Annotated in this window: 19 protein-coding genes; 18 read left to right on the top strand and 1 reads right to left on the bottom strand. The window is 64.7% G+C overall.

All coding sequences use genetic code 11. From position 1 onward, the window contains the following. Positions 1–3: 3 nt before the first annotated feature. From JOD97_RS27560 to JOD97_RS27485, 16 genes are all read left to right on the top strand, one after another. Positions 4–849 carry an ABC transporter ATP-binding protein gene (locus JOD97_RS27560; protein WP_209725630.1) on the top strand — a complete coding sequence of 282 codons (846 nt, stop codon included), beginning with the start codon at positions 4–6 and terminating at the stop codon, positions 847–849. Further along, positions 846–1,724, top strand: a complete 879-nt coding sequence (locus tag JOD97_RS27555) for an ABC transporter permease (RefSeq protein ID WP_209725628.1) — start codon at positions 846–848, stop codon at positions 1,722–1,724. Before JOD97_RS27560 ends, JOD97_RS27555 begins: the two co-directional genes overlap by 4 nt. A 77-nt stretch (positions 1,725–1,801) precedes the next feature. Further along, the gene (locus JOD97_RS27550; protein WP_209725625.1) at positions 1,802–2,425 is read left to right on the top strand and encodes an ANTAR domain-containing response regulator; all 624 of its coding nucleotides are present in this window, start codon (positions 1,802–1,804) and stop codon (positions 2,423–2,425) included. Positions 2,426–2,856: 431 nt separating this feature from the next. After that, entirely contained in the window at positions 2,857–4,029 is a 1,173-nt protein-coding gene (locus JOD97_RS27545) for a CmpA/NrtA family ABC transporter substrate-binding protein (protein ID WP_209725623.1), read from the top strand. A gap of 41 nt (positions 4,030–4,070) precedes the next feature. After that, positions 4,071–4,967, top strand: a complete 897-nt coding sequence (gene ntrB, locus JOD97_RS27540; protein WP_209725621.1) for a nitrate ABC transporter permease — start codon at positions 4,071–4,073, stop codon at positions 4,965–4,967. Between the two features lie 11 nt (positions 4,968–4,978). Further along, positions 4,979–5,785, top strand: a complete 807-nt coding sequence (locus tag JOD97_RS27535) for an ABC transporter ATP-binding protein (RefSeq protein WP_209725620.1) — start codon at positions 4,979–4,981, stop codon at positions 5,783–5,785. Continuing rightward, entirely contained in the window at positions 5,785–6,456 is a 672-nt protein-coding gene (locus JOD97_RS27530) for a methyl-accepting chemotaxis protein (protein WP_209725618.1), read from the top strand. The genes JOD97_RS27535 and JOD97_RS27530 overlap by 1 nt, the downstream gene beginning before the upstream one ends. 406 nt (positions 6,457–6,862) lie before the next feature. Beyond that, positions 6,863–8,167: an MFS transporter gene (locus JOD97_RS27525; RefSeq protein WP_209725616.1), complete on the top strand. Its 1,305-nt coding sequence runs from the start codon at positions 6,863–6,865 to the stop codon at positions 8,165–8,167. A gap of 17 nt (positions 8,168–8,184) precedes the next feature. Then, positions 8,185–10,716: a nitrite reductase large subunit NirB gene (gene nirB, locus JOD97_RS27520; protein WP_209725614.1), complete on the top strand. Its 2,532-nt coding sequence runs from the start codon at positions 8,185–8,187 to the stop codon at positions 10,714–10,716. An 11-nt stretch (positions 10,717–10,727) separates the two neighbouring features. Further along, entirely contained in the window at positions 10,728–11,075 is a 348-nt protein-coding gene (gene nirD / locus JOD97_RS27515) for a nitrite reductase small subunit NirD (protein ID WP_209725612.1), read from the top strand. Then, positions 11,072–12,310, top strand: a complete 1,239-nt coding sequence (locus JOD97_RS27510) for an NAD(P)/FAD-dependent oxidoreductase (RefSeq protein WP_209725610.1) — start codon at positions 11,072–11,074, stop codon at positions 12,308–12,310. Before nirD ends, JOD97_RS27510 begins: the two co-directional genes overlap by 4 nt. Before the next feature lie 29 nt (positions 12,311–12,339). Continuing rightward, complete coding sequence (locus JOD97_RS27505; RefSeq protein WP_209725608.1) at positions 12,340–15,063, top strand: nitrate reductase; 2,724 nt, start codon at positions 12,340–12,342, stop codon at positions 15,061–15,063. Between the two features lie 51 nt (positions 15,064–15,114). After that, entirely contained in the window at positions 15,115–16,485 is a 1,371-nt protein-coding gene (locus JOD97_RS27500) for a glutamine synthetase family protein (RefSeq protein ID WP_209725605.1), read from the top strand. 94 nt (positions 16,486–16,579) lie between these two features. After that, complete coding sequence (locus tag JOD97_RS27495) at positions 16,580–17,707, top strand: ABC transporter ATP-binding protein (protein WP_209725603.1); 1,128 nt, start codon at positions 16,580–16,582, stop codon at positions 17,705–17,707. Positions 17,708–17,719: 12 nt separating this feature from the next. Beyond that, entirely contained in the window at positions 17,720–18,628 is a 909-nt protein-coding gene (locus JOD97_RS27490) for an ABC transporter permease subunit (RefSeq protein ID WP_209725601.1), read from the top strand. Then, complete coding sequence (locus JOD97_RS27485) at positions 18,625–19,470, top strand: ABC transporter permease (RefSeq protein WP_209725599.1); 846 nt, start codon at positions 18,625–18,627, stop codon at positions 19,468–19,470. Before JOD97_RS27490 ends, JOD97_RS27485 begins: the two co-directional genes overlap by 4 nt. Here JOD97_RS27485 and JOD97_RS27480 read toward each other — a convergent pair. Further along, positions 19,453–20,979, bottom strand: coding sequence for a PLP-dependent aminotransferase family protein (locus JOD97_RS27480; RefSeq protein ID WP_209725885.1), 1,527 nt, complete (start codon positions 20,977–20,979; stop codon positions 19,453–19,455). The two genes, JOD97_RS27485 and JOD97_RS27480, sit on opposite strands and share 18 nt — an antisense overlap. Before the next feature lie 98 nt (positions 20,980–21,077). Here JOD97_RS27480 and JOD97_RS27475 point away from each other — a divergent pair, with 98 nt between their 5' ends. Together JOD97_RS27475 and JOD97_RS27470 are read left to right on the top strand one after the other, a co-directional pair. Next, positions 21,078–21,836 (top strand): gamma-glutamyl-gamma-aminobutyrate hydrolase family protein, encoded by a 759-nt coding sequence (locus JOD97_RS27475; protein ID WP_209725596.1) that lies wholly within the window; start codon positions 21,078–21,080, stop codon positions 21,834–21,836. 114 nt (positions 21,837–21,950) lie between these two features. Then, positions 21,951–23,321 carry a glutamine synthetase family protein gene (locus JOD97_RS27470; protein ID WP_209725594.1) on the top strand — a complete coding sequence of 457 codons (1,371 nt, stop codon included), beginning with the start codon at positions 21,951–21,953 and terminating at the stop codon, positions 23,319–23,321. The last annotated feature ends 22 nt before the right edge of the window (positions 23,322–23,343 follow it).

Here is a 23,343-nt window from a genome sequence, read left to right as displayed (position 1 = left end):
ATCATGGCCTTTCAAGTGGTTCGTCCCAACACCGGCGTGGCGCCCTTGCTGATCGCCGACGGCGTGACGCTGGAGTACGGGACCACGCGCGCCACGCACGACGTCAGCTTCAACGTCTATCGCGGCGATCGTTTTGTGCTGCTCGGGCCTTCCGGCTGCGGCAAGTCCTCGTTGCTGAAGGCGGCGGCGGGCTTCATCAAGCCCGTCGTGGGCGAGATCCGCATCGACGGCAAGCGGATCGACGGGCCGGGGCCCGACCGCATCGTCGTGTTCCAGGAGTTCGACCAGCTGCCGCCGTGGAAGACGGTGAAGGAAAACGTCATGTTCCCGCTGCTCATGACGAAGCGCCTGAACCGTCATCACGCCGAGGAGCGCGCGCTGCACTGGATCGCCAAGGTCGGGCTGACGGGATTCGAGGACGCGCACCCGCACACGCTGTCGGGCGGCATGAAGCAGCGCGTGGCGATCGCGCGCGCGCTGGCGATGCAGCCGGAGGTGCTGCTGATGGACGAACCTTTCGCGGCGCTGGACGCGCTCACGCGCCGCAATATGCAGGCGGAGCTGGGACGGCTGTGGGAAGAGCTGCGCTTCACGCTGCTGTTCGTCACCCATTCGATCGAGGAGGCGCTGGTGGTGGGCAATCGCATTCTGCTGCTGTCGCCGCACCCGGGGCAAGTCAGGGCGGAGTTGAACAGCCATCAGTTTGACCTGGACAGCGCCGGCGGCACCGACTTCCAGGCGGCGACGCAGCGCATCCACGGACTGCTGTTCGGCGCTCCCGCGCACGGACATGCCGTTGAGGTGCCAGCGGCCGCCGGCGCGCCCCATGAGTGGAGCCGCGTGTCATGAGCCTCGTCCTCGATCCGCCGGTGCGACAGGAATACGTCTACGTCACCAACACGGCCGCCGCGCGCGCCGTCGCCATCTCGCCGCCGCTGCCGCTCGCCCGGCGCCTGTGGCGGCAGGCATGGCTGCGTAAGATCTTTATTTTGATTGTGTTGGCGTTGCTGTGGGAGGGCGTCGCCCGCTGGCAGGACAACGACCTCCTGCTGCCCGGCTTCGTGCAGACCGCGCGCGCCTTCGCCGGCGGCGTCGCCAGCGGCGAGCTGCTCGAGCGCGTGCGCATCTCGCTGGCGGTTCTGCTGCAAGGGTATGCGGCCGGTGTCGCCGCCGCCTTCGTACTGACGGCGCTGGCCGCGTCCACCCGCGCCGGCCGCGATCTGCTGGAGACGCTGACGTCGATGTTCAATCCGCTGCCGGCGATCGCGCTGCTGCCGCTGGCGCTGTTGTGGTTCGGCCTGGGCAAGGGCAGTCTGATCTTCGTGATCGTGCACGCGGTTTTGTGGCCGCTGGCGCTGGGCGCCTATGCCGGCTTCCAGAGCGTGCCCGAGACGCTGCGCATGGCCGGCCGCAATTACGGCCTGAGCGGCCTGCGCCTCGTATGGCACATTCTGGTGCCGGCGGCGCTGCCGTCGATCCTGTCGGGACTCAAGATTGGCTGGGCTTTCGCCTGGCGCACGTTGATCGCCGCCGAGCTGGTGTTCGGCACCACGGGCGGCCAGGGCGGCCTCGGATGGTACATTTTCCAGAACCGCAATGAGCTCTACACCGACAAGGTATTCGCCGGGCTGGCCGCCGTGATCCTCATCGGACTGCTGGTTGAAAACGTCGTATTCCGGCCACTGGAAAGCGTCACAGTCGAGCGTTGGGGCATGCAGCGGTAATTTGAGGGCTGGCAGGATTTGGCCTTTGTGCCTTAGAATCTGCCCATGCACATCAAAATTACTGGTTTGGTATGACCATGCGTAATTTACGTATCGTGGTTGTCAACGCCATCATCCACGCCGGCGACGAGGATGATGAGGCGTTGCGCGCCCAGGTCGAACGAGCCCGCGTGCTGCGTATCGGCCTGCTCGAAGCGGGCTACGACATCGTCGCCTCGCTGCCGCCGGACATGTACCTGCCCGAGCGGATCGCCCAGCTGCAGCCCGATATGATCATCGTCGACGCCGAATCGGACGCGCGCGACGTCCTCGAACACATCGTCATCGCCACCCGCGACGAGCGCCGCCCGATCGTCATGTTCACCGAGAGCGAGGACACCGAGAGCATGGAGGCGGCCATGGCGGCCGGCGTGTCGGCCTATATCGTGGCCGGCCTGCAGGGCGAGCGCATCAAACCGGTGCTGCAGGTGGCGCTGGCGCGCTTCAAACGCGAGCAGAAGCTGCTCGACGAGCTGTCCGACACCAAGAGCAAGCTGGCCGAGCGCAAGGTCATCGAGCGCGCCAAGGGCCTGCTGATGGAGCGTCAGCGCTTCACCGAGGAGCAGGCCTACCAAAAGCTGCGCAGCATGGCGATGAGTAAAAACCTCAAGCTCTCCGAGGTCGCCCAGCGCATCCTCGACGTCGAAGACCTGCTGGGTTAATCCGGCCGCGTTCATACTTTATTTTAGTCTCCGTCCAAAATGATGCGAGGCGCACCGCCGGCGCGCTTTTCGCGACGCCGGCCAGCCATTCGGCGGTGCGCGCGTGGTCGCCGTTTTCTTTCCCTCCCTCTGTAAACAATGCTGGCACGGACATTGCATAGCCTGTAGGCAAGCGCAATGATGCGCCGATGAGCCCCGCCAACGGCGGTGGGGCACGCCAGACAACGACGTCTACCGAACATGAATGCGTTCATGGGGGTAGGCGTTTTTTTTGTCCGAACGGTTTTACTGTCTACAGAGGGATAGTCATGAACGATAAGAAGCTACCAGCAGATTCCGCCTTGCCACCAGCCGCCAGCGACGTTAATGTCTCGCGCAGAGCGGTAATTCAAAAAGTGATTCATGGTGCAGGTTTAGTAGCGGGAGGAAGTATGTTGGGTTTATCGACGGGTGGCGTGTGGGCGGCGGGTTCGGACAAGCCGGAGAAGGAAGAAATCAAGATCGGCTTTATTCCACTGACCGATTGCGCGTCGGTGGTCATGGCCTCGGTGCTGGGCTTCGACAAGAAGTACGGCGTCAAATTCGTGCTCAGTAAAGAGGCCTCGTGGGCCGGTGTGCGCGACAAGCTGGCCAACGGCGACCTCGATGCGGCCCATGTGCTGTATGGCTTGCTGTACGGCGTCCAGATGGGCATCGGCGGCCAGAAGAAGGACATGGCGGTGCTGATGGGCCTCAATAACAACGGCCAGGCGATCACGCTGTCGAAGAAGCTGGCCGACAAGGGCGCCGTCGATGGCGCCTCGCTGGCAAAGCTGATGAAGACCGACAAGCGCGAATACACGTTCGCGCAGACCTTCCCGACCGGCACCCACGCGATGTGGCTGTACTACTGGCTGGCCGCCAACGGCATCAACCCGATGAAGGACGCCAAGGCCATCACCGTGCCGCCACCGCAAATGGTGGCCAATATGCGGGTCGGGAACATGGACGGCTTCTGCGTGGGCGAGCCTTGGGGCCACCGCGCCATCATGGACGGCATCGGCATCACCGCCACCACCACCCAGGACATCTGGAAGGACCACCCGGAGAAGGTGCTGGGCTCCACGCTGGATTTCGCCAAAAAGAATCCGAACACCTGCCGCGCGATGATGGCCGCCATCCTCGAGGCGAGCAAATGGATCGACGCCTCGCTGGCCAACAAGAACAAGATGGCCGAGGTCATCGCCGACAAGTCCTATGTCAACACCAGCAAGGACGCGATCGACCAGCGCATCATGGGGCGCTACCAGAATGGCCTGGGCAAGACCTGGGACGACCAGAATCATATGAAGTTCTACAACGACGGCCTGGTGAACTTCCCTTACCTGTCGGACGGCATGTGGTTCATGACGCAGCACCGCCGCTGGGGCCTGCTCAAGGACGATCCGGACTACGCGGCCGTGGCCACCGCCGTCAACCAGATCGACTTATACAAGGACGCCGCGGCGATGACCAAGACGCCGGTGCCGAAAAGCCCGCTGCGCGCGTCCAAGCTGATGGACGGTTCGGTATGGGATGGCAAGGACCCGAAAGCGTACGCCGCCTCGTTCAAGATCAAAGCCTGATTTCGTCCCCAGCCTGATTCATCGCCCTAAAAAGGAATGCCATGAACGCCATGCTCAAACCCAATAGCGCCGCGCCGGTAACGGCGTCGCTCGACACCAGACCGGCGCGCCGTCCGCGCCGCCCGCTCGCCGCCAACTCCACCACGCGCGCGCGCCAGCAGGTCTCCGCCACCGCCATGAAGATCGTCGCCCCGCTGGTGGGCGCCCTGTTCCTGCTGCTGGTGTGGCAGATCATCACCGTCAAGAACAGCACCTTCCCGACGCCGATGGTGACGTTGACGGAGGCGGTCAAGCTGTTCTCCGACCCGTTTTACCGCAACAGCCCGAACGACCAGGGCATCGGCTGGAACCTGCTGGCGTCCCTGCAGCGGGTGGCGATCGGCTTCGGCCTGGCGGCGCTGGTGGGCATCCCGCTGGGATTCTTGATCGGCCGCGTGCAATTCATCGGCAATATGTTCAGCCCTATTATCAGCCTGCTCAAGCCCGTGTCGCCGCTGGCCTGGCTGCCTATCGGCTTGCTGGTGTTCCAGTCGGCCAATCCGGCCGCGATCTGGTCGATCTTCATCTGCTCGATCTGGCCGATGATCATCAACACCGCCGTCGGCGTGCAGCGCGTGCCGCAGGATTACATGAACGTGGCGCGCGTGCTCAATCTGTCGGAATGGAAGGTGCTGACCAAGATCCTGCTGCCATCGGCGCTGCCGTACATCCTGACCGGCGTACGCCTGTCGATCGGCACCGCGTGGCTGGTCATCGTCGCGGCGGAGATGCTGACCGGCGGCGTCGGCATCGGCTTCTGGGTCTGGGACGAGTGGAACAATTTGAACGTCCCGCACATCATCATCGCGATCGTGGCGATTGGCTTTGTCGGTCTGCTGCTGGAACAGGCGCTGATGGCGCTGGCCCGGGCATTCACCTACGAACAAGTATCCAACTAAGGAGCACGGTCATGGACGATCCAAAATTCATCGATGTCGAAGGCGTGGAGATGGTCTTCCACACCAAAAAAGGTGTATTCCACGCGCTGCGTGAAATCGATCTGACGGTGCGCAAGGGTGAATTCATCACCCTGATCGGGCACTCGGGCTGCGGCAAATCGACCTTGCTCAACCTGATCGCCGGGCTGCTCAAGCCCACCGACGGCGTGCTGCTGTGCGCCAACCGCGAGATCGCCGGTCCGTCGCCGGAGCGCTCGGTGGTGTTCCAGAACCACTCGCTGCTGCCCTGGCTGACCTGTTATGAAAACATCCACCTTGGCGTCGAACGGGTGTTCGGCAAGACCGAATCGAAGGCCCAACTGCGCGAGCGCACCATGCAGGCCTTGGCGCTGGTGGGCCTGACGGCCGCCGAAACCAAGCGTCCGCACGAGATCTCGGGCGGCATGAAGCAGCGCGTCGGCATCGCCCGCGCGCTGGCGATGGAACCGAAAGTGCTGCTGATGGACGAACCGTTCGGCGCCCTGGACGCGCTGACCCGCGCCCATTTGCAGGACGAGCTGCTCAAGATCGTCGCCGCCACCAAGTCCACCGTGGTGATGGTCACGCACGACGTCGACGAGGCGGTGCTGCTGTCGGACCGGATAGTCATGATGACCAACGGCCCGGCCGCCACCATCGGCGAAATCGTCGACGTGCGGCTGGAGCGTCCGCGCGACCGCGTCGCGCTGGCGCAGGACGCGCGCTACACCGAGTACCGCACGGCGGTGCTGGAGTTCCTGTACCGAAAACAGGCGCATCCCGCGAAGGAAGCGGCGTAATGGACATGTCCACGCCCGTCCTGGCGCCGGCCGGCGCCGTCAATAAGGCGCTGACCGGCGAGGTATTCAGCGCGTTGATCAACCTGTCGGGTCGGCGCCGGTTCACGTCGCAGCGCATCGTGCTGTACGCGCTGCTAGCGTCGCAGGGGCAGGAGGACGCCCCGGCCACGGCGCAGGAGGCGCTGGCGCTGTTCCGCGGCGCCCATAAGTCGCTCCTGAGCGAGGCGGACGGGCTGCCGGGCGTGTTCTGCCCGGAGCTGCGGGAAGCGTACTTTGGCAAGATGGACGGCGACCGCCGGATCGTCGCCTTCGCCGACCTGGGCGAGCGCACCTTGAACGCGATCGCGCGCGGCTCGTCGCAGGCGGCCGAACTGCTGGCGGAGCTGGTGCGCATCACCACGCCGACCCTGGGGATACTGAACGCGATCACCGGCATCTATGAGGAGCAGGCCAAGCAGAACGCGCGGCTGGTGCGCAAGCAGCTGCGCGGGGTGATCACTGATATAGAGACGATCAACCGCCAGGCGCGGATGGTGGCCTTCAACGCCCGCATCGTCGCCGCGCGGGCCGGCGCGGCCGGCAAGGAATTCTCGGTGGTAGCGGGCGTACTGTCCAACATCAGCGGCGAAATCGACGAGATGGTGGCCGCCGCGCTGGCCGCCGCCGGCTAAACCCCGGGGGTCAAGTCTAACATTCGTACATGAGCTTGACTGTGCGCCGGCTCTCGCGGATGTGTTCGTGTATGAATGTTAGACTTGACCCCCGGGTGGGATGTGAATAAAACAACGCACCGCCATCGCGCACCGTGAACGTGCATCGTGCACCGCAACATCGCACCGGAATAAGCTTGTAATTTCTTCACTGAAACGTCAAACCCGCATTCTCCCTCTGTAGCAGCCCTTCCGCACCCATTGGCACGCCTCTTGCATTAGAAGGAGCAGGGGATCAATGGCGATCCCTCCCAAATACACACGGCTGGTCCAACGACGGACCGGCAGGACAACGGCGTCCGCCCGACCTGGTTTCAAACACCTTGGTTGAGCGGACGCCTTTTTGTTTTCTGAACGGGATAAAAAAATGGCCAGCAAAGCTACCAGTATCAAGCTCTTCTCGATCTCGACGCCGCAGATGCGGGCGTTCCACCTGACCTGGATGGCGTTCTTCGTCTGCTTCTTCGCGTGGTTCGCCTGCGCGCCGCTGATGCCGGTGATTAAAGGCGAATTCGGTCTGAGCGTGGCGCAGATCGCCAACATCAACATCGCCGCCGTCGCCATCACGATCCTGGTGCGCCTGATCGTCGGCCCGCTGTGCGACCATTTCGGCCCGCGCAAGGCCTACACCGGCCTGCTGCTGCTCGGCTCCATCCCGGTCATCGGCGTCGCCTTCGCGCAGAGCTACGAGAGCTTCCTGTTCTTCCGCCTCGGGATCGGCGCGGCCGGCGCCAGCTTCGTCATCACGCAGTACCACACGTCGGTGATGTTCGCGCCTAAAGTGGTCGGTACCGCCAACGCGGCCGCCGCGGGCTGGGGCAACGCCGGTGGTGGCGTGGCGCAGGCGGTCATGCCGCTGCTGATGACGGCGATGATCATGCTGGGCGTGAGCGAGGGCTTCGGCTGGCGCGCCGCGCTGATCGTGCCCGGCATCCTGATGATCATCATGGCCGGCGTCTACTACCGCTACACCCAGGATTGCCCGCAAGGGAACTACAGCGAGCTGCGCGCCGCCGGCATCGCCATCGAAGGCGGTAAGAAAGGTGGCTGGGACAGTTTCAAGCTGGCCGCCGCCAACTACCGCGTATGGCTGCTGTTCATCACCTACGGCGCCTGCTTCGGCATCGAGATCTTCATCCACAACATCGCCGCGATCTACTACGTCGACCACTTCAAGCTGACGCTGGGCCAGGCCGGCATGGCCGCCGGCAGCTTTGGTCTGCTGGCGCTGTTCGCCCGCGCCCTGGGCGGCTGGGTGTCGGACAAGTTCGCCGCCAAGGGCAACCTGAATAACCGCGTCACCCTGCTGTTCGTGCTGATGCTGGGCGAAGGCGCCGGCCTGCTGATGTTCGCCCACGCCGGCACCGCCGCATTGGCGATCGGCGCGATGCTGGTCTTCGGCCTGTTCACCCACATGGCTTGCGGCGCGACCTACGCCGTGGTGCCGTTCGTCGACAAACGCGCCCTGGGAGGCGTGGCCGGCATCATTGGCGCCGGCGGCAACGTCGGCGCGGTGGCCGCAGGCTTCCTGATGAAGGGCCTGGGCGATACCCAGCAGACGCTGAGCATCCTTGGCATCGTCGTCGCCGTCACCGCGCTGTGCGCACTGGCCGCGCGCTTCAGCAGCGCCGCCATCGAAGAATCCGCAATCGCCAACAAACTGGCAGCTTAAGCTCAAAGGGACACGCTATGAAAATCATCGTTATCGGCCACGGCATGGTCGGCCACAAATTCCTGGAAAGCCTGGCCGCAAGCGGCAACACCAACCTGCAGGTGACGGTGCTGTGCGAGGAAGTGCGCCCCGCGTACGACCGCGTGCACCTGTCCGAATTCTTCTCCGGTAAAACGGCCGAAGACCTGTCGCTGGTGAAGCCGGGCTTCTTCGATCGCGACGACATGGTGCTGCGCCTGAACACCCGCGCCACCGCCATCGACACCGCCGCCAAAACCGTCACCACCGGCGACGGCAACGTGCTCCCTTACGACAAGCTGGTGATCGCTACCGGTTCCTATCCGTTCGTGCCGCCGCTGCCGGGCAAGGACCGCAAGGACTGCTTCGTCTACCGCACCATCGAGGATCTGGAAGCGATGATGGAATGCGGCCAGCGCTCGAAGACCGGCGTCGTCATCGGCGGCGGCCTGCTGGGCCTCGAATGCGCCAAGGCGTTGCGCGACCTGAAGCTGGAAACCCATGTGGTCGAATTCTCGCCGCGCCTGATGGCGGTGCAGGTGGACGATGGCGGCGCGCGCGTTCTGCGCCGTAAAATCGAAGACCTGGGCGTAACCGTCCATACCGGTAAAAACACCACCGCCATCGTCGACGGCGTCGACGGCACGCACCGGATGGAGTTCGCCGACGGCGGCCATCTGGACGCCGACATGATCGTCTTCTCGGCCGGTATCCGCCCGCGCGACATGCTGGCACGCGAATGCGGCCTGACCGTCGGCCCGCGCGGCGGCATCGAGATCAACAACAACTGCGTCACCTCCGACCCGAACGTCTACGCCATCGGCGAATGCGCGCTGTGGGGCGGCTTGATCTTCGGCCTGGTGGCGCCGGGCTACGAGATGGCGCGCGTGGCGGCCAAGCATATCCTGGGCGAGGCGGGCGAATTCGCCGGTGCCGACATGAGCACCAAGCTCAAACTGATGGGCGTGGACGTGGCCAGTATCGGCGACCCGCACGGCAGCGTGGCCGGCAGCCGCTCCTACCAGTTCACCGACGAGCGCAAACAGATCTACAAGAAGATCGTCGTCTCCGATTGCGGCAAGTACCTGCAAGGCGCCGTGATGGTCGGCGACGCCGCCGAATACGGCACCCTGCTGCAGATGATGCTGAACAAAATCGAGCTGCCGGAATCGCCGGAGTTCCTGATCCTGCCGCAGTCGGACGGCGCCGCCAAGCCTGGCCTGGGCGTGGACGCGCTGCCGGAGAGCGCGCAGATCTGCTCCTGCAACGACGTCTCCAAGGGCGCGCTGTGCGCGGCGGTGGCGGCCGGCTCCTGCACCATCGGCGATCTGAAAAGCTGCACCAACGCCGGCACCTCGTGCGGCGGCTGCGTGCCGCTGGTGACGCAGGTGATGAAGGCCGAGATGAAAAAGCTCGGCATGGCCGTCAACAACCACGTGTGCGAGCACTTCGCGTACTCGCGCCAGGAGCTGTTCCACCTGATCAAAGTAGGCCAGATCAAGACCTTCGGCGATCTGCTGGAAAAGCACGGCAAGGGTCTCGGTTGCGACGTCTGCAAACCGCTGGCGGCCAGCATCCTGGCATCGGTGTGGAACGACTTCGTGCTGAAGAAGGAACACGCCAGCCTGCAGGACACCAACGACTACTTCCTCGGTAACATCCAGAAGGACGGCACCTACTCGGTCGTGCCGCGCATGCCGGGCGGCGAGGTGACGGCCGATGGCCTGATCGCGGTCGGCATGGTCGCCAAGAAGTACAAGCTGTACACCAAGATCACCGGCGGCGCCCGCGTCGACCTGTTCGGCGCCCGCGTCGAGCAGCTGCCGCTGATCTGGGAAGAGCTGATCGCCGCCGGCTTCGAATCCGGCCACGCCTACGGCAAGTCGCTGCGCACGGTGAAGTCCTGCGTCGGCTCGACCTGGTGCCGTTATGGCGTCGACGATTCGATCGGCCTGGCCATCGAGCTGGAAAACCGCTACAAGGGCCTGCGCACGCCGCACAAGATCAAGTTCGGCGTCTCTGGCTGCACCCGCGAGTGCGCCGAGGCGCAGGGCAAGGACGTCGGCATCATCGCCACCGAAAAGGGCTGGAACCTTTACGTGTGCGGCAACGGCGGCATGAAGCCACGCCACGCCGAGCTGCTGGCCACGGACCTGGACAAGGCCACGCTGGTCAAGTACATCGACCGCTTCCTGATGTTCTACACCCGCACCGGCGACCGCCTGCAGCGCACCAGCACCTGGCGCGAGAACCTGGAAGGCGGCCTCGATTACCTGAAGCAGGTCGTCGTGCAGGACAAGCTGGGGATCGCCGCCGACCTGGAAGCCGACATGCAGCACGTGGTCAACACCTACGCTTGCGAGTGGAAAGAGGCCGTCGAGAATCCGGAGACCCGCAAGCGCTTCCGTACCTTCGTCAACAGCGAGAAGGGCGACGACAACGTCGTCTTCATGGAAGAACGCGGCCAGATTCGTCCGGCCACCGTGGAAGAACGCAAACGCGTGATTCCGATCGCCGTCAGCGCAGCTTGAGGAGAATACAAATGCATCGCGATATTCAAACTGATAACTGGATCGCCGTCTGCAGCCTGGACGAGATCGTGCCCAACACCGGCGTGTGCGCCCTGCTGAACAACGCGCAGATCGCCGTCTTCCACGTCAACGACGGCGGCCCGCGCGTGTTCGCCATCGATAACTACGATCCGAATTCGGAAGCGGCGGTGCTGTCGCGCGGCCTGGTGGGCAGCCTGGGCGAGCGCATCGTGGTCGCCTCGCCGATCTACAAACAGCACTTCGACCTGCAAACCGGCGAATGCCTGGAAGCGCCGGCCAACTCGGTCGGCACCTATCCGGCCCGCGTGGCGGACGGCAAGGTCTGGGTAGGCCTATGAAATCCGCGGCGCGCGTGGAATCGAAGCCTGCGCTGGTCGTCATCGGCAACGGCATGGCCGGCATGCGCACGGTCGAGGAGCTGCACAAGCTCGATCCGGACATGTACGACATCACCGTGTTCGGCGCCGAGCCGCATGGTAACTACAACCGCATCCTGCTGTCGCCGGTGCTGGCCGGCGAGAAGACCATGGACGACATCATGCTCAACACGCGTGAGTGGTACGTCCAGCATGGCATCACCCTGCACGCCGGCGATCCGGTCGAGCATATCGACCGCCGCAAGCGCATCGTGCGCGCCCGCTCCGGCCTGGAGGTGCGTTACGACCGCCTGCTGATCGCCACCGGCTCCAAGCCGTTCATCATCCCCGTGCCGGGCCACCAGCTGCCGGGCGTGCTGGCCTTCCGCGATATCCAGGATGTGGAATCGATGCTGGAGGCCGCGCGCAACCACAAGCACGCGGTCGTCATCGGCGGCGGCCTGCTGGGGCTAGAGGCGGCCAATGGCCTGCAGCGCCAGGGGATGTCGGTCACCGTGGTCCACGTGACGGACGCGTTGATGAACCAGCAGCTCGACAAGCCCGCCGCCCAGCTGCTGCAAAAGGCGCTGGAGGACAAGGGCCTGACGTTCATGCTCAACGCGCAGACCGCCGAAATCGTCGGCACCGACCGCGCCACGGCGGTGCGCTTCAAGGACGGCAGCGAGATCCCGGCCGACCTGGTGGTGATGACCGCCGGCGTGCGCCCGAACATAGAGCTGGCCAAGTCGGCCGGCTTGCACTGCGACCGCGCGATCATCGTCGACGATACGCTGCAAACCTACGATCCGCGCATCTACGCGGTCGGCGAGTGCGTGCAGCACCGCAGCGCGACGTTCGGACTGGTGGCGCCGATCTGGGACCAGGCCCGCGTCTGCGGCGCCCACCTGGCCGGTGCCGGCGTGCGCCGCTATGTGCAGCAAACTTCGCCGACACGGTTGAAGGTCACCGGTGTAGACTTGTACTCGGTCGGCGATTTCGTCGGCGGCGAGGGTTCCGAGGACCTGGTGCTGCGCGATGCGCGGCGCGGCGTCTACAAGCGGCTGGTGTTGAAGAACAATCGCGTCACCGGCGCCGTGCTGTATGGCGACGTCAAGGACGGCCCTTGGTATTTCGGCCTGATACAAAACAACACCGACATCACCTCGATCCGGCAAACCCTGTTATTCGGCGAGGCGCTCAGCGCCAGGGCCGCGTGATTTAAGTATTCAGTCTAAGCGAGCGAATTTTGAACCTGTCCCAAGACCATCTGTCAGTACGCACCACCTGCGCATATTGCGGCGTCGGTTGCGGTGTGAGCGCCACCCCCAAGGGCGACGGCACGGTCACCATCGCCGGCGACAAGCTGCATCCGGCGAACAAGGGGCGCCTGTGCGTCAAGGGCTCCGCCTTGGGCGAGACGGTCGGCCTGGACGGCCGCCTGCTGTACCCGCAGGTGCGCGGCGAGGACGGCCTGCGCCGCGTCTCGTGGGACGAGGCGCTGGACAAGGTCGCCGGCACCTGGCGCGCCATCATCGACGAGCATGGCCCGGACGCCGTCGCCTTGTACGTGTCGGGCCAGTTGCTGACCGAGGACTACTACGTCGCCAATAAGCTGATGAAGGGTTACATCGGCAGCGCCAATATCGACACCAACTCGCGCCTGTGCATGTCGTCGGCGGTGGCGGGCTACAAGCGCGCCTTCGGCGAAGATCTGGTGCCGTTGTGCTACGACGACCTGGAGCTGGCGGACATGGTGGTGCTGGTCGGTTCCAACACCGCGTGGTGCCACCCGATCCTGTTCCAGCGCATCCTGAAGGCCAAGGAAAGCCGGCCGGAGATGAAGATCGTCGTCATCGATCCGCGCCGCACCGCGACCTGCGAGCTGGCCGACCTGCACCTGCCGGTGAAGGCCGGCACCGACGTCTGGCTGTTCAACGGCTTGCTCAGCTATCTGAACCGCATCGGCGCGGTTGATCCGGCCTTCGTGGCGGAGCACACCAACGGCTTCGACGCGGCGCTTGCCACCGCCGATGTCGATTGCGCCGATCCCGCCGCCGTGGCCAGGATCTGCCGCATCGGATTGCCGGCGCTGATGGAGTTCTACGAGCTGTTCGCGGCCACGCACAAGACCATCACCGCCTATTCGATGGGCGTGAACCAGTCGTCGGCCGGCACCGACAAGGTCAATAGCATCATCAACTGCCACCTGATCGGCGGCCGCATCGGCCAGCCGGGCATGGGGCCTTTCTCGATCACCGGCCAGCCGAACGCCATGGGCGGGCGTGAAGTGGGCGGCCTGGCCAACATGCTGGCCGCGCACATGGACCTGGACCGCGCCGACCACCGCGATGTGGTGCGGACCTTCTGGGAGTCGCCGGCGATGGCGGACAAGCCGGGCCTGAAGGCGGTCGACCTGTTCAAGGCGATCGAGGACGGCAAGGTCAAGGCGGTGTGGGTGATCTCCACCAACCCGGTGGTCAGCATGCCGGACGCCGACCAGGTGCGGCGCGCGCTGGAAAAGTGCGAGCTGGTGGTCGCCACCGACATCATGCAGAACACCGACACCAACGCCTACGCCGACGTGCTGCTGCCGGCGCTGGGCTGGGGCGAAAAGGACGGCACCGTCACCAATTCCGAGCGCCGCGTTTCGCGTCAGCGCCCGTTCCTGCCGGCGCCGGGGGAGGCGATGGCGGACTGGAAAATCCTGGCGCTGTTCGCACAGCGCATGGGCTTTACCGGTTTCGACTTCGCCGGCGCGCACAGCGTGTTCGACGAGCATGCGCGCCTGAGCGGCTTCCGCAACAGCGCCGCCGACGTGCCGCGCGCCTTCGACATGTCCGGCCTGGCGCAACTGACGCAGCGCGGGTACGACGACCTGGAACCGGTCCAGTGGCCGGTGCGCCGTGGCGCGGCCGGCGCGCTCGAGGTGGAGGAACGCCTGTTCGCCGACAAACGCTTCGCCCACGCCGACGGCAAGGCGCGCTTCGTCGCCACCGCGCCGCGCGCGCCGGTCAACGCCATCAGCGAGGATTTCCCGCTGGCGCTCAACACCGGCCGCGTGCGCGACCAGTGGCATACGATGACACGCACCGGCAAATCGTTCACGCTGGCCGATCACATCTCCGAATCGTTCGTCGACATCCACCCGCAAGACGCGCTGCTGCACGGCGTGCGCGAGGGCGAGCTGGCGCGCGTCAGTTCCGAATGGGGCGCGATGGTGGCGCGCGTGCAGCACGGCGGCGGCATCCCGCGCGGCAGCGTGTTCATTCCCATCCACTGGTCGGGGCAGACGTCGTCCGATGCGCGCGTCGGCGCGCTGGTCAACCCGGTGGTCGATCCGGTGTCGGGCGAGCCGGAATTCAAGCACACGCCGGTGCGCATCGAGCAGTTCCGCGTCAACTGGCACAGCTTCATCCTAAGCCGCACCGAGGTGGATCTGGAGAGCGTGGCCCATTGGACCCGCATCCAGGGCCGCGAATTCGCCCGCTACGAGCTGGCCGGCCGCAATACCATTTCCGATTTCGGACTATGGGCGCGCGGCGTGCTGGGCGTGCGGGATCTCGACGCCGACTGGCTCGAATACGAGGACCGCACCGCCGGCGTGTACCGCGCCGTGCACGTGGTGAACGACCGCATCGAACAGTGCATCTTCCTGTCGCCGCGCCAGGACATGCCGTCGCGCGCGTGGCTGGCCAGCCTGTTCGTCAAGGAGCAGCTGAGCGAAATCGACCGCGTCGGCCTGCTGGTCGGCATGCCGGTGGAGAAGGGCGCCGACACCGGTCCGACCGTGTGTTCGTGCTTCGGCGTGGGCCGCAACACGATCTGCAACGCGATTATGGAGAAGGACCTGCAAACGGTCGCGCAGGTGACGTCCTGCCTCAAGGCGGGCGGCAATTGCGGCTCCTGCGTCCCCGAGATCAAGAAGATTCTTGTGCAAACCAGGGTGGAGGCGGCGGAGGCAAGGTTGTAAATATGGTAAATTAGACTATCGATCGCTTGATCATGACAACAGAGAGCGAACATGTCTATCCGTGAAAACTTCTCCGACGCCGATATGGACCAGTGGCTCAACGAGAACCGAGTCACTGAAATTGAATGCCTGGTGCCCGATCTGACGGGCGTCGCGCGCGGGAAAATCCTGCCGCGCGCGAAATTCACCCAGGAGCGCGGCATGCGCATCCCCGAGGCGGTGCTGGGCATGACCGTCACCGGCAACTACCCGACCGAGAACGCGGCCTACGACCGCGCCATCTCCTCCACCGACCGCGACATGATCCTGCGCGCGGACCCCGGCAGCATCACCACCGTGCCGTGGGCGGTCGATCCCACCGCGCAGGTGATCCACGACTGCTACTTCGCCGACGGCACGCTGGTCGACTTCGCGCCGCGCTCCGTGCTGCGCCGCGTGCTCAAGCTCTACGCGGAGCGCGGTTGGAAGCCGGTCGTCGGTCCGGAGCTCGAGTTCTACCTGACCGAAAAAAATATCGATCCGGACCTGCCTTTGCGGGCGCCGGTGGGCCGCAGCGGCCGCGCCGAGACCAGCCGCCAGGTCTACAGCATCGACGCCGTCAACGAGTTCGATCCGCTGTTCGAGGATATCTACGACTACTGCGCGCTGATGAACCTCGACGTCGACACGCTGATCCACGAAACCGGCGCCGGACAAATGGGCTTGAACTTCCAGCACGGCGACGCGCTGGCGCTGGCCGACAACGTCTTCTACTTCAAGCGCACCTTGCGCGAGGCGGCGCTCAAGCACGACATGTACGCCACCTTCATGGCCAAGCCGATGGCGGGCGAGCCCGGGTCGGCGATGCATGTGCACCAGAGCGTGAGCGACGCCGCCACCGGCCGCAATATCTTCACCGCGCCGGACGGTTCGCCGTCGGCGAGCTTCCGTCACTACATCGGCGGCCTGCAGCGCTACACGCCGTCGGTGATGGCGATCATGGCGCCGTATGTCAATTCGTACCGCCGCATCGTGCGCCACACGGCCGCGCCGATCAACGTCCAGTGGGGTAACGATAACCGCACCGTCGGCTTCCGCATCCCGATCTCCGGCGTCGAGCAGCGCCGCGTGGAAAACCGCATCATCGGCGCCGACGCCAATCCCTATCTGGCGATGGCCGTCACGCTGGCCTGCGGTTACCTCGGCATGGTCGACCGCCTGGAGCCGACCCCGATGATCACCGGCAGCGCCTACGACCACGTGTCCGAGCTGCCGCAGGGGTTGCCCCAGGCGCTCGAATGGCTGCGCCGCGAGGACCGCATCCGCGAGGTGCTGGGCGAGCGCTTCGTCGACGTCTACACCGCCATCAAGGAACTGGAACACCAGGAGTTCATGACGGTCATCAGCCCGTGGGAGCGGGAACACTTATTGCTGCATGTGTAAGTGACGAGCATTTATAATCACGTGTCCCAAAATCGGGCGGCCCGCGGATGGCCGCGTCCAGATATATTATTAATATCATTTATATTTTTATAACATGACCATAGAGCGAGCTGCTGAACCCTTTCTCCTGATCCGCAATCTGGTCAAGGAATTCGACGGTGTCCGCGCTGTCAACGACGTGTCGGTCGCCATCGACAAGGGCGAGATTTTCGCCTTGCTGGGCAGCTCGGGCTGCGGCAAATCGACCCTGCTGCGCATGCTGGCCGGGTTCGAGACGCCGACCCAGGGGCAGATCACGCTCGCCGGCAAGGACATCGTCAGCGTGCCGCCGTATCAGCGTCCGATCAACATGATGTTCCAGTCGTATGCGCTGTTTCCGCACCTGTCGGTGTGGGACAACATCGCCTTCGGCCTGCGCCGCGACGGCCTGCCGAAGGACGAAGTGGCCGCGCGCGTGGAGCAGATGCTCAATCTGGTGCAGTTGAGCGCCTACGGCAAGCGCAAGCCGCACCAGCTCTCCGGCGGCCAGCAGCAGCGCGTGGCGCTGGCGCGCAGCCTGGCCAAGCGGCCGCAATTGCTGCTGCTCGACGAGCCGCTCGGCGCCCTGGACAAGAAGCTGCGCGAACGCACCCAGATGGAACTGGTCGGCATCATCGAGGAAGTCGGCGTGACCTGCGTGATGGTCACCCACGACCAGGACGAGGCGATGAGCATGGCCACCCGCATCGCCGTCATGAGCGAGGGCCGCATCCTGCAGGTCGGCCCACCGGGCGAAATCTACGAGACGCCGAACTGCCGCTTCGTGGCGGACTTCATCGGCAGCGTCAACCTGTTCAACGGTAGCGTCGCGGTCGACGAGCCTGACCACGTCATCATCGATACGCCCGAGGGGCGCCACTACGTCACCCACGGCATCACCGGCACGATGGGCATGCCGGTGTCGGTGGCCGTGCGGCCCGAGAAAATCGCGCTGCAATCGGCGGCGCCGACGCTGGAGCAGCGCGCCAACGCCAGCGAGCATGGCTACAACTGCGTGCAGGGCGTGATCAGCGCGATGGCCTATTTCGGCAACGAGACGCTGTACCATGTGCGCCTCGACAGCGGCATGGAGATCAAGGTCTCGCGCACCAACGCCGCCCGCCACGACGACGCCGCGCTCAAACGCGAGCAGCGCGTCCACGCGTGGTGGGACGGCGCCGACGTCGTCGTGCTGACCAGCTAAGGCGGGGCCGGGATGAACTTTCTCAAGAACCTGCTGACCCTGCGATGGCTGACCGGCCGCCGCGTCGTCATCGCCGTGCCGTTTATGTGGCTGACGTTCGCCTTCCTGGTACCGTTCCTGATCGTGATGCGCATCAGCTTCACCGAGTCGGACATGGGCAACCCGTTCGGCACCCTGATGACGTTGGCCGACGGCGTCATCACGCTCAAGGTCAAGATCGCGAACTACCTGTTCATCGCCGAGGACGAGCTGTATGGGCTGACCTATCTCAGCTCCCTCAAGTTCGCCGCCATCACCACCGCGCTATGCCTGATCATCGGCTACCCGTTCGCCTACTTCATGGCGCGCGCCAAGCCGACCATCCGGCCGGTGCTGCTGATGATGGTGATGCTGCCGTTCTGGACCTCCTTCCTGCTGCGGATCTACGCGTGGAAGGGCATCCTGGCCACCAACGGTATCCTGAACAGCTTCCTGATCGGGATAGGCGCCATCAACGAGCCGCTGCACCTGATGAACACCCAGTTCTCGCTGATCATCGGCATGGTGTACGCCTATCTGCCGTTCATGATCCTGCCGCTGTACGCTAATCTCGCGAAGATGGACATGCGCTTCCTGGAGGCGGCCGCCGATCTTGGCGCGACGCCGCTGCAGACGTTCTGGCGCATCACGGTGCCGCTGTCGAAGTCCGGCATCATCGCCGGCTCGATGCTGGTGTTCATCCCGGCCGTCGGCGAATACGTGATCCCGGAGCTGCTGGGCGGCCCGGAAACCCTGATGATCGGCCGCCAGCTGTGGGACGAATTCTTCACCAATAACGACTGGCCGCTGGCGTCGTCGGTGACGGTGGTGGTGATCCTGCTGATCCTGGTGCCGATGGCGATCTTCAATAAATACAAGGCAGAGCAGGAGGCCCGCCCATGAAAGGCAACACCACTTTTATGCAGCGCTGGTTCGGGCGCGGCTGGCTGTCGATGGGCTATCTGTTTTTGTACCTGCCGATCGTGGTGCTGGTGGTCTTCTCCTTCAACAGCTCGCGCCAGGACATGGTGTGGACCGGCTTTTCGCTGCAATGGTACGCCGCGCTGATGAACGACACGGAGATCATCGGCGGCCTGGGATTGTCGCTGCGGATCGCGCTGATGACGGCCTGCGCGTCGGTGGTGCTGGGGACGTTCGCCGCGTTCGTGCTTGACCGCTACCACCGCTTCACCGGCCGCACCTTGTTCGCCGGCATGGTCAGCGCGCCGCTGGTGATGCCCGAGGTGATCATCGGTCTGTCGCTGCTGTTGATGCTGGTGTCGGTGCAGAAGGTGTTCGGCTTCCCGGAGCGGGGCATGCTGACGATCTGGATCGGCCACACCCTGCTGGGCATGGCCTATGCGGCGGTGGTGGTGCAATCGCGGTTGCAGGAGATGAGCAAGTCGCTGGAGGAGGCGGCGATGGACCTGGGCTGCAGGCCTTATCAGGTGTTCTTCCTGGTGACGCTGCCGAACATCAAGCAGGCGCTCGGTTCCGCATGGCTGCTGACGTTCACGCTGTCGCTCGACGACGTGGTGCTGTCGGCCTTCCTGTCCGGCCCCGGCTCGTCGACGATGCCGATCGTGATCTTCTCGCGCGCCCGCCTGGGCCTCGATCCGCGCGTGAACGCGGTCGCCGCGTTGACCATCCTGGTCGTCTCCATCGGCGTGATCGCATCGAGCCTTTACATCGCCCGCAACGAGCGGCAGCGCCAGAAGCAGGTTTCGTCAGCGGCGAAAGGCTGATCTGATGATCCCTGCCAGCAGCCTGGCGTAGGCTGCGATCTTCTCGGGGGTGCAGTAGGCGTAGCCCACCAGCAGGCCGCGCCGCCCCCGCTTCTTCAGATAGTAGGTCGACAGCGCCTTGACCTGTATCTCCGCTTCGGCGGCGAGCCGCTCCAGCGCCACGTCGTCCACGCCGTCCGGCAGCTCGATCACCAGATGCAAACCAGATTCCTCGCTGGAGATGGTCACCCGACCGCTTAACTCCGGTCCGAGGTGGTGCACCAACGTGCGTCGCAGCAGTTCGCGACGCGCGCCGTAGGTCTGGCGGATCTTGCGCAGGTGCGTGGTGAAGTGGCCGAGCGAGATAAAGTCGGCCAGCGCCGCCTGCACCATCAGCTGGCCGGGCCGCTGCAGGTCGTACAGCGCGGACTTGAAGCCGTCGATCAGCGCCGGTGGCACCACCAGATAGCCGATTTTGATGCCCGGATAAAGCGCCTTGGAGAAGGTGCCCATGTAGAGCACCCGGTCGTCGTTGTCCAGCCCTTGCAGCGCGGCCAGCGGCCTGCCGGTGTAGCGGAATTCGCTGTCGTAGTCGTCTTCCAGCACCCAGGCGTCTTTGCGCACGGCGACATCGAGCAGCTCGCGCCGTCGCGCAAGGCTCATGACCGCGCCGGTCGGATACTGGTGCGAAGGCGTCACATAGATCAGCCGTGGCTTCGTCGCCAGATCCGCCGCCTTGATCGCCATGCCGTCGCCATCCACCGCCACCGGATGCAGTTTGAGCTCGCGCGCCTGGAACACGCGGCGCGCGCCCCAATAACCGGGATCCTCGATCCACGCCGTATCGCCGGCATCGGCCAGCAGCTGCGCGCACAGGTCGAGCGATTGCTGGGTGCCGCCGGTGATCAGCACCTGTTCCACCGACACCTTGACCGAGCGCGATAGGCGCAGGTATTCCGTGATGGCCTGGCGCAGCGGGGCGTATCCGCCGGCCTGGCCGTAATCGAGCAGGTCGGAACGCAGGTCGCTGCCCACTTCGCGCCACACGCGGTTTTGCAGCCGCTGCCACAGCTTGAGTGGAAAGGATGAGAAGTCCGGGTCGCCCGGCGCGAACGGTTGGATCTCGAACTTTGGGCCGGCGGCCACGCGCGTGACTTCCTGGCCGCGTTTCGACAACCTCACCGTGCCCTGCGCCCGGAGCGTGGACCGGCCACCGTGCGGCGGGTGCGCCTGGCCGCCCCGCATGCTGGCGCTGTGCGCCTGCAGGTCGGCGACATAGGTGCCGCTTCCCAGCCGGCTGGTGACGTAGCCCTCGGCGGCCAGCTGCTCGAACGCGGCGATCACCGTATTGCGGGCGATGCGCAGGTCGGCCGCCAGGTCGCGGCTGGACGGCAGCTTGCCGCCGGCGGCCAGCTGCTGCTGGTGGATCGCCGCCTTGGCGGCCTCGTACAAACGTCGCTGCTGCGGCAACCGTGGATGGAAGCCGGGTTGGGCCAGCGTTTGCGCCAACAGATCGGATGTGGGGGACAGGGTGCGCAAAGTGGTTCTAATAAATATCAACAAGTGGTGCTCACCATGATACCAAAATAGGAATATGATCAAATGTAATTCATGTTAAATCGATAAATATGAGCAGCCCCATTGTTTTGGTTCCCGCTTGCGTCAACCTGGTCGGCGTCCACGCCAGCCACACGGCGCATCTCAAGTACGTCGCCGCCGTGGCCGACGGCGCCGGCTGCGCGCCGCTGATCGTGCCGGCGCTCGGCGCGGCCACCGATTTCGACGCGCTGCTCGACGTGGCCGACGGCGTCATGCTGACCGGCTCCCCGTCGAACGTGGACGCCGCCCTGTATGGCCAGCAGGTGCTCGATCCCTTGCTGCCGCGTGATCCGGCGCGCGACGCCACCACGCTGCCGCTGATACGCGCGGCGCTCGAACGCGGCATCCCGCTGATGGCGATCTGCCGCGGCTTCCAGGAAATGAACGTGGCGCTGGGCGGCACGCTGCACCAGGCGGTGCACGATGTGCCGGGCATGTCCGACCATCGCGAGCAAAAGACGCAAACGCTGGAGCAGCAGTACGCGGCGTCGCACCGCGTGGTGCTGGAGCCGGGCGGACGCATGGCGCAAATACTGGGCGGCGTATCGACCATCATGGTCAATTCGCTGCACGGGCAGGGCATCGACAAACTGGCGCCGCGACTGGCGGTCGAGGCGCGCGCGGACGATGGCCTGGTGGAGGCATACCGCGTGGAGGGCGCCACCGGATTCACGCTCGCGGTACAGTGGCACCCCGAGTGGCGGTTATCCGAGAACCCCGACTCGATCAAGTTGTTCCAGGCCTTCGGTGAGGCCTGCCGCATCTACAAGCAAGGGAGAGACGCATGAAGACCTACGAACAGTGGGCGCGGCGGGTCCCTTAGTGTCCCTTTTCGCGTCCATCCCACAACCGGAGCCCGCACGCGGCCCGGCGCAAGATCAAAACAACAATGAGAGAATCACATGGCAATCCGCGAGAATTTTACGTACACAGACATGGATCTGTGGCTGAACGAGAAGCACGTCACCGAAATTGAATGCCTGGTGCCCGACCTGACGGGCGTGGCGCGTGGGAAGATCCTCCCGCGCGGCAAATTCACCCAGGAGCGCGGCATGCGCATTCCCGAGGCGGTGCTGGGCATGACCGTGACCGGCAACTATCCAACCGAGGACGCGGGCTACGACCGCGCCATCTCCAGCACCGACCGCGACATGATCCTCAAGGCCGATCCGACCACCATCACCATGGTGCCGTGGGCCAGCGATCCAACCGCGCAGGTGATCCACGACTGCTATTTCTCCGACGGCCGCCTGGTCGATTTCGCGCCGCGCTCCGTGCTGCGCCGCGTGCTCAAGCTGTACGAGGACAAGGGCTGGAAACCGGTCGTCGCGCCGGAACTGGAGTTCTACCTGACCGCGAAAAACAGCGATCCCGATCTGCCCTTGAAACCGCCGATCGGCCGCAGCGGCCGCGCCGAGACCAGCCGCCAGGTCTACAGCATCGACGCCGTCAACGAGTTCGATCCGCTGTTCGAGGACATCTACGACTACTGCGATCTGATGAACCTCGACGTCGACACGCTGATTCACGAAATCGGCGCCGGCCAGATGGAGATCAATTTCCTGCACGGCGACCCGCTCGAATTGGCCGACAAGGTGTTCTTCTTCAAGCGCACCTTGCGCGAGGCAGCGCTCAAGCACGACATGTACGCGACCTTCATGGCCAAGCCGATGGCTGGCGAACCCGGTTCGGCGATGCACGTGCACCAGAGCGTGGTCGATGTCAAAACCGGCAAGAACATCTTCAGCGCCGAGGATGGATCCGCCGCGCCGATCTTCAAGCAGTACATCGGCGGCCTGCAGCGCTACATGCCGTCGGCGATGGCGATCGTCGCGCCGTATGTGAATTCATACCGCCGCCTGGTGCGCCACACGGCGGCGCCGATCAACATCCAATGGGGCATGGACAACCGCACCGTCGGCTTCCGCGTGCCGGAATCGGGCGTGCAGGATCGCCGCGTCGAAAACCGCATCATCGGCGCCGACGCCAATCCCTACCTGGCGCTGGCCGTGACGCTGGCTTGCGGCTATCTCGGCATGACCGAGCAGCTGGAGCCAACCCCAATGACCGTGGGCAGCGCCTACGACCTCAAAGTCGAGCTGCCGCAAGGCTTACCGGAAGCGCTGCAGCACCTGCGCAACGAGGATAAGCTGCGCAGCGTGTTGGGTGGCCGCTTCATCGACGTCTACGCCGCCATCAAGGACCTGGAGCACCAGGAATTCATGACCGTCATCAGCCCGTGGGAACGCGAACACCTGCTGCTGCACGTCTGATCGTCCATCCCTCTAACAAGGA

Origin of the sequence: Duganella sp. 1411, from assembly GCF_017833525.1 — a bacterium.
Taxonomy (GTDB): Bacteria; Pseudomonadota; Gammaproteobacteria; order Burkholderiales; family Burkholderiaceae_D; genus Rugamonas.
This window is presented reverse-complemented; position numbering and strand designations above follow the sequence as displayed.

What these genes read in the sequence shown, in the direction of transcription:
- JOD97_RS27560 (WP_209725630.1), top strand. Translation starts at nt 4, where the DNA reads ATGGCCTTTCAAGTGGTTCGTCCCAACACCGGCGTGGCGCCCTTGCTG.
- JOD97_RS27555 (WP_209725628.1), top strand. Translation starts at nt 846, where the DNA reads ATGAGCCTCGTCCTCGATCCGCCGGTGCGACAGGAATACGTCTACGTC.
- JOD97_RS27550 (WP_209725625.1), top strand. Translation starts at nt 1,802, where the DNA reads ATGCGTAATTTACGTATCGTGGTTGTCAACGCCATCATCCACGCCGGC.
- JOD97_RS27545 (WP_209725623.1), top strand. Translation starts at nt 2,857, where the DNA reads ATGTTGGGTTTATCGACGGGTGGCGTGTGGGCGGCGGGTTCGGACAAG.
- ntrB (WP_209725621.1), top strand. Translation starts at nt 4,071, where the DNA reads ATGAACGCCATGCTCAAACCCAATAGCGCCGCGCCGGTAACGGCGTCG.
- JOD97_RS27535 (WP_209725620.1), top strand. Translation starts at nt 4,979, where the DNA reads ATGGACGATCCAAAATTCATCGATGTCGAAGGCGTGGAGATGGTCTTC.
- JOD97_RS27530 (WP_209725618.1), top strand. Translation starts at nt 5,785, where the DNA reads ATGGACATGTCCACGCCCGTCCTGGCGCCGGCCGGCGCCGTCAATAAG.
- JOD97_RS27525 (WP_209725616.1), top strand. Translation starts at nt 6,863, where the DNA reads ATGGCCAGCAAAGCTACCAGTATCAAGCTCTTCTCGATCTCGACGCCG.
- nirB (WP_209725614.1), top strand. Translation starts at nt 8,185, where the DNA reads ATGAAAATCATCGTTATCGGCCACGGCATGGTCGGCCACAAATTCCTG.
- nirD (WP_209725612.1), top strand. Translation starts at nt 10,728, where the DNA reads ATGCATCGCGATATTCAAACTGATAACTGGATCGCCGTCTGCAGCCTG.
- JOD97_RS27510 (WP_209725610.1), top strand. Translation starts at nt 11,072, where the DNA reads ATGAAATCCGCGGCGCGCGTGGAATCGAAGCCTGCGCTGGTCGTCATC.
- JOD97_RS27500 (WP_209725605.1), top strand. Translation starts at nt 15,115, where the DNA reads ATGTCTATCCGTGAAAACTTCTCCGACGCCGATATGGACCAGTGGCTC.
- JOD97_RS27495 (WP_209725603.1), top strand. Translation starts at nt 16,580, where the DNA reads ATGACCATAGAGCGAGCTGCTGAACCCTTTCTCCTGATCCGCAATCTG.
- JOD97_RS27490 (WP_209725601.1), top strand. Translation starts at nt 17,720, where the DNA reads ATGAACTTTCTCAAGAACCTGCTGACCCTGCGATGGCTGACCGGCCGC.
- JOD97_RS27485 (WP_209725599.1), top strand. Translation starts at nt 18,625, where the DNA reads ATGAAAGGCAACACCACTTTTATGCAGCGCTGGTTCGGGCGCGGCTGG.
- JOD97_RS27475 (WP_209725596.1), top strand. Translation starts at nt 21,078, where the DNA reads ATGAGCAGCCCCATTGTTTTGGTTCCCGCTTGCGTCAACCTGGTCGGC.
- JOD97_RS27470 (WP_209725594.1), top strand. Translation starts at nt 21,951, where the DNA reads ATGGCAATCCGCGAGAATTTTACGTACACAGACATGGATCTGTGGCTG.